Here is a 7858-nt window from a genome sequence, read left to right on the forward strand (position 1 = left end):
ATACCACCTGCCCAGGCACAGACACCAACCCGAAACCCGCTCAAAAACCCGTCAGAAGATCCACTTCAGGCCACGTCGGTGGATCAAGGCTTAGGCTGGCGCGGTGACTGATGAGCAGGAGCGGGTGCAGCCGGCGGGAGTGTGGGCCACGGCGGTGGGGGTGGCCAGGGTGCGGGCGCTGGAGACCGAGAGGGAGAACGCGCTGTTCCGCGACCCACTGGCACAGGCCTTCGCCACCGCAGGCGGCCTGTGGCCCTCCTCGCCGCCGCTGCCCGATGACGAGGCCGCGCGACGCCGCCGGTTGGCCGTGTCGTTCTCCATCGTCATCAGGACGAAGTTCCTCGACGACCTGTTGCAGCAGGCCTCCGCGTCCGGGGTCCGGCAGGTCGTGCTGCTCGGCGCCGGCATGGACAGCCGGGCCTTCCGGATGGACTGGCCCGAGGGCACCCGGTTGTTCGAGGTCGACACCGCCGCGCCACTGGACTTCAAGGCATCGGTGCTGCGCCAGGAGCGGGCCGTCGCACGCTGCGAGCGGATTACCGTCGCGGTGGATCTGCGTGAGGACTGGCCAGGCGCGCTGGCCGCCGCAGGGCACGACCCGGCCGTGCCGACCGTGTGGATCGCCGAAGGACTGCTGATCTATCTGCCCGAGGACGCGGTGGAGCTGCTGCTGGCCCGGATCAGCGCGCAGTCGGCGGCAGGCAGTCGGATGGGTCTGACGTTGGGCTCGCGCGGCGTGATCGAGCGCTTCGGCGCGGACGCCGTGCCGGGATCGGCGGCGTCCATGTGGGTCTCGGAGATGCCCGACGATCCGGTGGGCTGGCTGGCCGGGCACGGCTGGGAGGCCGACAGCCACACCCTGCGCGAGCGCGCTGCCGCCTACGGCCGCCCGATCAGCACCCCGCCGCAGCGCGAGGAGCGGCCCGGCGGACTGATCTCGGCGGTCCGCCGGTAGAGCGCTTCCCGGTTCCCTGGGTGATCGATTCCAGGGGGCCTGATGAGTGGAGCCAGGTTCATGCGCGGCCATCCGGTCATGCGCGCACTGACCGCCTACGACCACTAACGAGTTGGCAAGCCGCCGATTGCAGTCAGGTTCCGTCCGAAGGAAGTCCGTTCATGCGGCCGAGGTCGCTCGCGGAGGCGAGCAAGCGTTCGCGAAGCCAGCGGTGTGCCGGGTCGGTCGTATGACGGGGATGCCAGTACATCGTCTCGTGGATGTCGGGCAGGGGGAGCGGCGGTGGCAGGAGCCGGATGCCGGTTGCTGCGGCGGCGAGCTGACGAGCCGCCCGCTCGAGGACGAGGCTGGCCAGAGATGTTCCTCGGATCAGGAAGGGCACGAGTAGAAAACTCTCCACAGTGAACTCGATCCGACGTGGGATGCCGAGCTGGGCGAGGCGCTGGTCGGCGAAGTCGAGTTGCCGGTCCGGTCCGATGCTGTACACGAGGTGCGGGAGACGCAGATATTCGTCCAGCGTTATCTGCTGCGCCGAGCCGACCGGATTGGCGGCGTCGACCGCGCACAGCCATTGGTCGCTGAACAGTGGATACGACGGGAAGTCGGTGTCGCCGAGGAGCTCCCTTGGTTCGATCACGAGATCGGCCTCGTCGGTGTCCAGCAGTTGCCGTGGATCTCTCGATCTGGGGAGGACGTGAATCGTCACGCCTGGGGCTTCGGCGGCCGCCGCCCGGACGAAGGGGCTCAGCAATACCAGCGTCGCGTAGTCGGACGCGCTGATGGAGAAGGTGCGCATGTCCGTGCTCGGGTCGAATTCGGGACGCTGCTGGATGGTCCGTTCGACCAGGTTGAGGATCTCCCGTACAGGTTGCACCAGCCGCTCGGCCTCGGCGGTGAGGGTGAATTCCCTGCCGCGCCGCACCAGGAGCGGGTCCCCGAACATCTTCCTGAGGCGGGCGAGTGACGAACTGGTCGCGGGCTGACTGAGGCCGAGTCGTCGGCCTGCGCGGCTGACGTTGCGCTCGGCCAGCAAGGCATCCAGTGCCACGAGCAGATTCAGATCCACGTTCCGTAGGTTCATAATCCCTGACCAGCCCATATATTCACGGCGTAAATACTAGAAATCCAAATTATCTATTGGACGGATATATTGGGCTGCTCATAGCGTCCCGGTCAAGCGGTGGGGCATTCACGGCCTGAACTGCGGCAGGTTTCCCCTTGGCGGTGGCACTTGTGTCGCCGCGGTTTGGAGAGATCCGATGACTGAATCAGGAAAAGATACCCCCGGCGACCTGCGCGGGGATGACGACGTGGGGCCGGAGCCCGCACCGTGGGCGTTGGAGACGAAGGCGGATCCCGATACGTTCCGGGCGGCGATGAGCCGTGTGGTTGGCAGCGTGACCGTGGTGACCACACGTCATGATGGTCGCCCCTGGGGCATGACCGTCAGTGCGTTCAGTTCGGTGTGCCTGGAGCCGCCGACGGTGCTGGTGTGCGTCAACCATCGCAGTGTCACCGCTGCGGACATCCACCGCGAGAGCCGTTTCGCCGTCAATCTACTCAGCCAGGACCAAGTCCTCGTGTCACAGCTGTGCTCACGTCCCGGGGCGGTGAAATTCATCGAGGACTACGTCGTCGCAGGTAGCGAGCTTCCCGCCGAAGTGGCTTCGCCGGTTTTGCGGGATTCGCTGGTGACCTTCGACTGCGAGGTAGCCGAGGCACGGCCCGTGGGCAGCCACTTGGTCGTCATCGGCAGGGTGCGAGCCGTCCTGGCGCCCGACTCCCGCTGGCCACTGCTGTTCGGGCAGGGGCGCTACCAACGCAGCATGGACATCGAAGAGGTTGCGGCGATGACAGAAGCCATGGCATGAAGCTGACCGGTCTGCCGGCCCGCCTGTACGAGGCCTACAACCACCACGACCCGCTCGCCGCCGCGCGACTCTATGACACCGGGGCCAGGCACGAGGAGATCGCGCAGGGCAGCTCTCGCCAGGGACCGGAGGCCATCGCCGACGGGCTCCGTCGATTCTTTCACTGGTTCCCCGACGCCCGCTGGGAACCGCAGACCCAGATCACCGATCCGGGCGGACCGGTGGCGATCGCCTATCTGCTCACCGCGACGCTGCAGGCGCCGATGGGTCCCCTCGCCGCCCGAGGCCAGCGTCTGTCGCTGCGGGGCATGCACGTGTTGCACCTGAGGGGAGATCTGATCGGCGGCAGCGAGGACTACTGGGACGCCGCCACCTTCCACCGTCAAATGAACCGCACCACCACGGGAGAGACACCATGAGGACCGGCAAGGAATACCTGGAGTCGCTGCGCGACGGCCGCAAGGTCTACGTCGGCGGCGAGCTCATCGAAGACGTCACCACGCACCCCAAGACCCGCGGATACGCCCAGGCGATCGCCGAGTACTACGACTTGCACCTGGACCCCGAGCACCAGGACATCACGACTTTCATCGACGAGAACGGCAAGCGTCAGTCGATGCACTGGTTCCTGCCGCGGTCGAAAGAGGACGCTGTCCGCCGCCGCAAGTACGCCGAATTCCTGTTCCGGCACTTCAAGGGCGGCATCTTCACCCGCCCGCCGGCCGGGATGAACGTCGTCATGTTCACCCAGGTCGACGATCAGAAGCCGTGGGCCGAGAACTCCCGCTTCACCGGTCCCCGCCGCGACCTGACGGGCAACATCCAGCGCCAGTGGGAAGAGGTCACCTCGAAGGACCTCGCGATCTCGCCCATGTTCGTCGACGTGCAGTACGACCGCGGCCGCGACGACGCGTTGGCCGAAACCCCCATGCTGCGCATCGTGGAGGAGAACGACGAAGGCATCGTCGTCCGTGGCTGGAAGGCCATCGGCACCTCGCTCCCCTTCGTCAACAACCTCCTGATCGGCAACCTGTGGCGGCCGGGCCAGACGCCCGAACAGACCATTTACGCGATGGTTCCAGTAGCCACCCCGGGCGTGAGCGTGGTCGCCCGCGAATCGCGGGCCCAGCCCGACGCCGATCCCTACGACCGTCCACTGGCAACCATCGGTGACGAACTCGACGGCATGGTCTACTTCGACGATGTGCTGATCCCCTGGCCGCAGGTCCAGCACATCGGCAACCCCGACCACTCCAAGTGGTACCCGCAGCGGCAGTTCGACTGGGTACACCTGGAAACCCAGATCCGGCAGTGCATACACGCCGAACTCATGGTCGGTCTCGCACTGCTGATCACTCAGGCACTGGGTACCAGCACCCAGCCAGTGGTCAAGGCACAGCTCGCCGAACTCATCCGCTTCCGCGAGACCTGCCGCGCGTTCATGCTCGCGGCCGAGGAGACCGGATTCGAGACCCCGGGTGGACTGTTCAAGCCGAACAACATCTACATCGATTTCGGCCGGGCCCACTACCTCGAGAACCAGCACGACATGGTCAACCAGCTGATCGACTTCTGCGGCCGCGGTGTGGTCATCCAACCGACCAAGCGCGAGCTGGACGACCCCTACATCGGCCCCAAGCTCGAGCAGGCGCTGCGCGGTTCCGAGATCAGCGCCCGAGACCGGATCAAGATCTTCCGGCAGATCAGCGAGCGCTTCCTCACCGAGTGGGGCACGCGTCACGAGATGTTCGAGAAGTTCAACGGCACACCGCTGTACCTGATCAACATGCTCACCTTGCAGCGCACCGAGTACCAGGTCGACGGGCCGCTCACCCAGCTGGCCCGCGACGTGCTCGGCTTCGGCGACACGGCGGAACTGGGCAAGCGAGCGCAGGAGGCGGAGAAGGCCTCGCACTACGCCAGCGTCCGCTTCCAGCCCGACTACGCCCGCGGCCAGGACGTCCACGAGGGCTACATCGGCAACCAGAGGAAGGAAGGGACTGGTCGGCCGTAACAACGCCGTGCCTGACCGACCGCTCCGGCCCCGGGGCAATTGAGCCCCGGGCCGGACGACCCAGCACCGTCCAGAAGGTTCTCGACCTTGCTGCAGGGGAGCTCATGGCAACAGACCTCACGGCAACCGACGTGGCCGGGGAAACCGCCGCCGTCCCCGAGATAGACGGGTTCCACGTTGTCGGCTCCGGTACGCGCGAACTGGGAGGCGTCATCGGCCTGGTCGCAGGAAGCAAGGCCTGCTTCGATGCCTGCCGCGTCCTTTCCCGGAGCGGGCCGGGCGAGGCCGCGGCATGAGGGACAAGGCGGTCGCCAGGGCCGGGGAGGCGGTGGCCGATGAGCCGGACGGGGCGTCGCTGGCGGTGGGTGGTTTCGGGCTGAGTGCCGAACGTGCTGATCAAGGCGCTTACGAGCGGGGCGTGTCGGGCCCCTCGGTGGTCTCCAACAACTCCGGGGCGATGGAGTCGCCTCTGGCGGTGCTGCTGACAGCGGGGCCGATCGCACGGGTGACCGGGTCCTACCGCCGCGCGCACAAGGAGTTCGCGCGGCGGTATCTGGCCGGGGAGCTGGAGGTGGCGAAGATTCCGCAGGGCACGCTGGCCGAGCGGTGCGGGCCGGCGGGGCGGGCATTGCGGCTTTCAACACCCCGGCCGGGGTGGGTACGCAGGTCGCCGAGGGCGGCCTGCCCTGGCGCTACGACGGCTCCGGCGGGGTGGCGCCGGCCTCGCCGCCCAAAGAGGTGCGGGAGTCGAGACCGCACTTGGCGTGACCCTCGACGAGATCACCGCCAAGACCGAGCCACCTCGCCGTCGCGGAGGACCCGCGGTGAAGACCGTCTGCATCATCGACGCCCGCACGCACCCCGATCGTCCGCTTCAACGGCGGCCTCGCAAGCGCCCGGTCGATCCGGCCGCCCAAGCATCCGCTGACTCCTGGCGCATACGCCCGAGTTGGACTCGTCCCCGAATCGAGGACTTCTACTTCGGCAACGCCAACGGGGCGGGGAGGAAAACCGCAACGTCGGCCGCCGTGTTCGGCTGACCGGATCTTCCGCAACACCGACCCTGACGGTTATGACTTTGACTGAGGACAGCTCATGGCAACCGGTTTCACCGAGGAAACCGCCACCGATGCGGTGATCGAAAGCTTCCACGCGACCCCGGACCCACGCCTGCGAGAGGTCATGACCTCCCTTACCCGGCACCTTCACGCCTTCGTGCGGGACGTACGGCCGAGCACTCCGAGTGGCGGCGAGCGATCGACTTTTTGACCGCGACCGGCCAGATGTGTGATGGCATTCGTCAGGAGTTCATCCTGCTCTCCGATGTCCTCGGCGTCTCGATGCTGGTGGAAGCCATCAACGACCGCGATACTCCCCCGGCGACCCCGGCGACCCCGGCGACCCCGGCGACCCCGGCGACCCCGGCGACCCCGGCGACCCCGGCGACCCCGGCGACCCCGGCGACCCCGGCGACCGTGCTCGGCCCCTTCCACGTTGTCGAATCCCCACCTCGCAAACTGGGGGACACCATCAACCTGGTCGGCGGGGGCAAACCGTGTGTGGTGACCGGACGCGTCCTCTCGCAGGACGGCTCACCGCTGCCGGGCGCGCTTGTCGACGTCTGGCAGGCCAACGAAGAGGGCTGCTACGACGTCCAGCAACCCGGCGTGCAGCCACTCGGGAATGGGCGGGGGTGGGGAACTGGTCGTTTTCGGATGTGCAGGAGCATGTGTGAGTGTGCACGAGCATGTACTGGTTCGTGGTGTTGCAGCGCGCACACGTCATATGGCGGGCACTGATGTCAGTGCCCGACCGTACTGTTCTTCCTGTTGCTGCTCAAGCGTGTTGGAGGGGGTACATCGATGGGTGGTGAGTCGTTGCGCACGATCGCTGCTCCCTTCGTGGCCGTTGGCCCGTCCGGCGTGGCGATCCGCACCCGTCTGAGCCACTTGAGCGCCTCCGACGAGGAGGTGTTGCGCCTGGTGGGCGCGCATCTGGGCTCGCTGGCCTCGAAGGACCTCAAACGCCGGTGCGCCGACGGTCTGGAGCACTCCTCGGATTCGTGGGCGGAGCGTAAGCGGGCCCTGACGGGGGAGTCTTCGTCGGTTGGGCCGGGAGTATTACCAAGGCCACGCATGATCAGTGGGCGCTTGCGCGGCGTGCCCAACTCGCGCATATCCAAAGCCTTGGGACCGGCATCAACACGATCGCGCACCGCCTGTCCCTGCCGATCGGGGAGAAGGGAAGCACGCGGGCGCCGGGCGGCTACCGCAACGCCAAGGAGTGGTTCGCCAAGACCCGGCGCCTGCAGGTCCTTCAAGACCGGCTCAGTGCCGAGCAGGCCGACCACGCTGCGGGCCGCGTCCGCATCGTGCGCGGCGGGAAGCGGCTCGCGCGCAACCGGCACCACCTGCACGCCGCCCAACTCACCAAGGCCCAGTGGCGGCAACGCTGGGAAGCATCGCGCTGGTTCCTGCAGGCGGACGGGGAATCGGGCAAGCGGTTCGGCAATGAGACCATCCGCGTCACACCCGACGGCGAAGTATCCCTCAAGCTGCCTGCTCCGCTCGCCCACCTGGCCAACGCCCCGCATGGCCGGTATACGCTCACCGGCGCTGCGGTCTTCCACCACCGCAGCGACGAGTGGGCCGACCGCATCACCACGAACCGGTCCGTGGCCTACCGCATCCACTACGACACAGACCGCTCCCGCTGGTACCTCACCGCCTCCTGGACCATTCCACCGGTCACCACCGTCCCCCTGTCCCACGCCCGCAAGGGCGGTCTGATCAGTGTCGATACGAACGCCGACCACCTCGCCGCCTGGCGCCTCGATCAGCACGGCAACCCATGCGGCGAACCCCGCCGGTTCTTCTACGACCTGTCCGGCACCGCCAACCACCGTGAGGCCCAGGTACGGCACGCACTGATCCGGCTCCTGCACTGGGCGAAACGCCACGACCTGTCGATCGCGATCGAAGACCTCGACTTCAGCGCGGACAAGACCCGGGAGAAACA

The 7858-nt window shown here is 67.2% G+C and carries 7 protein-coding genes and 3 pseudogenes; 9 read left to right on the plus strand and 1 reads right to left on the minus strand.

The window, feature by feature from the left end; all coding sequences use genetic code 11:
• The first annotated feature begins 139 nt into the window (after positions 1–139).
• Positions 140–955, plus strand: a complete 816-nt coding sequence (locus ACWDA7_RS48190) for a class I SAM-dependent methyltransferase (RefSeq protein ID WP_450613968.1) — start codon at positions 140–142, stop codon at positions 953–955.
• Positions 956–1088: 133 nt separating this feature from the next.
• Here ACWDA7_RS48190 and ACWDA7_RS48195 read toward each other — a convergent pair whose 3' ends face one another.
• The gene (locus ACWDA7_RS48195; protein ID WP_450613957.1) at positions 1089–2021 is read right to left on the minus strand and encodes a LysR family transcriptional regulator; all 933 of its coding nucleotides are present in this window, start codon (positions 2019–2021) and stop codon (positions 1089–1091) included.
• A 193-nt stretch (positions 2022–2214) separates the two neighbouring features.
• Between ACWDA7_RS48195 and ACWDA7_RS48200 the strand changes: the two genes are divergently transcribed.
• The 8 genes and pseudogenes from ACWDA7_RS48200 to ACWDA7_RS48235 form a co-directional block, all read left to right on the plus strand.
• Positions 2215–2826: a flavin reductase family protein gene (locus tag ACWDA7_RS48200; RefSeq protein ID WP_450613959.1), complete on the plus strand. Its 612-nt coding sequence runs from the start codon at positions 2215–2217 to the stop codon at positions 2824–2826.
• Positions 2823–3245: an ester cyclase gene (locus tag ACWDA7_RS48205; protein ID WP_450613961.1), complete on the plus strand. Its 423-nt coding sequence runs from the start codon at positions 2823–2825 to the stop codon at positions 3243–3245. The genes ACWDA7_RS48200 and ACWDA7_RS48205 overlap by 4 nt, the downstream gene beginning before the upstream one ends.
• Positions 3242–4840, plus strand: coding sequence for a 4-hydroxyphenylacetate 3-hydroxylase family protein (locus tag ACWDA7_RS48210; protein ID WP_450613963.1), 1599 nt, complete (start codon positions 3242–3244; stop codon positions 4838–4840). The genes ACWDA7_RS48205 and ACWDA7_RS48210 overlap by 4 nt, the downstream gene beginning before the upstream one ends.
• 104 nt (positions 4841–4944) lie before the next feature.
• Positions 4945–5136 carry a hypothetical protein gene (locus ACWDA7_RS48215; RefSeq protein ID WP_450613965.1) on the plus strand — a complete coding sequence of 64 codons (192 nt, stop codon included), beginning with the start codon at positions 4945–4947 and terminating at the stop codon, positions 5134–5136.
• Positions 5133–5587, plus strand: a pseudogene (locus tag ACWDA7_RS48220) (CoA-transferase); the annotation flags it as partial. The gene ACWDA7_RS48215 and the pseudogene ACWDA7_RS48220, both read left to right, overlap by 4 nt.
• Positions 5588–5604: 17 nt before the next feature.
• On the plus strand, positions 5605–5880 hold the full coding sequence (locus tag ACWDA7_RS48225) for a hypothetical protein (RefSeq protein WP_450613967.1): 276 nt from the start codon (positions 5605–5607) through the stop codon (positions 5878–5880).
• 55 nt (positions 5881–5935) lie between these two features.
• Positions 5936–6552: pseudogene (locus ACWDA7_RS48230) on the plus strand (dioxygenase); the annotation flags it as partial.
• Between the two features lie 150 nt (positions 6553–6702).
• Positions 6703–7858, plus strand: a pseudogene (locus ACWDA7_RS48235) (IS200/IS605 family accessory protein TnpB-related protein); the annotation flags it as partial.

It is taken from the genome of Streptomyces sp. NPDC001156, from assembly GCF_053598275.1.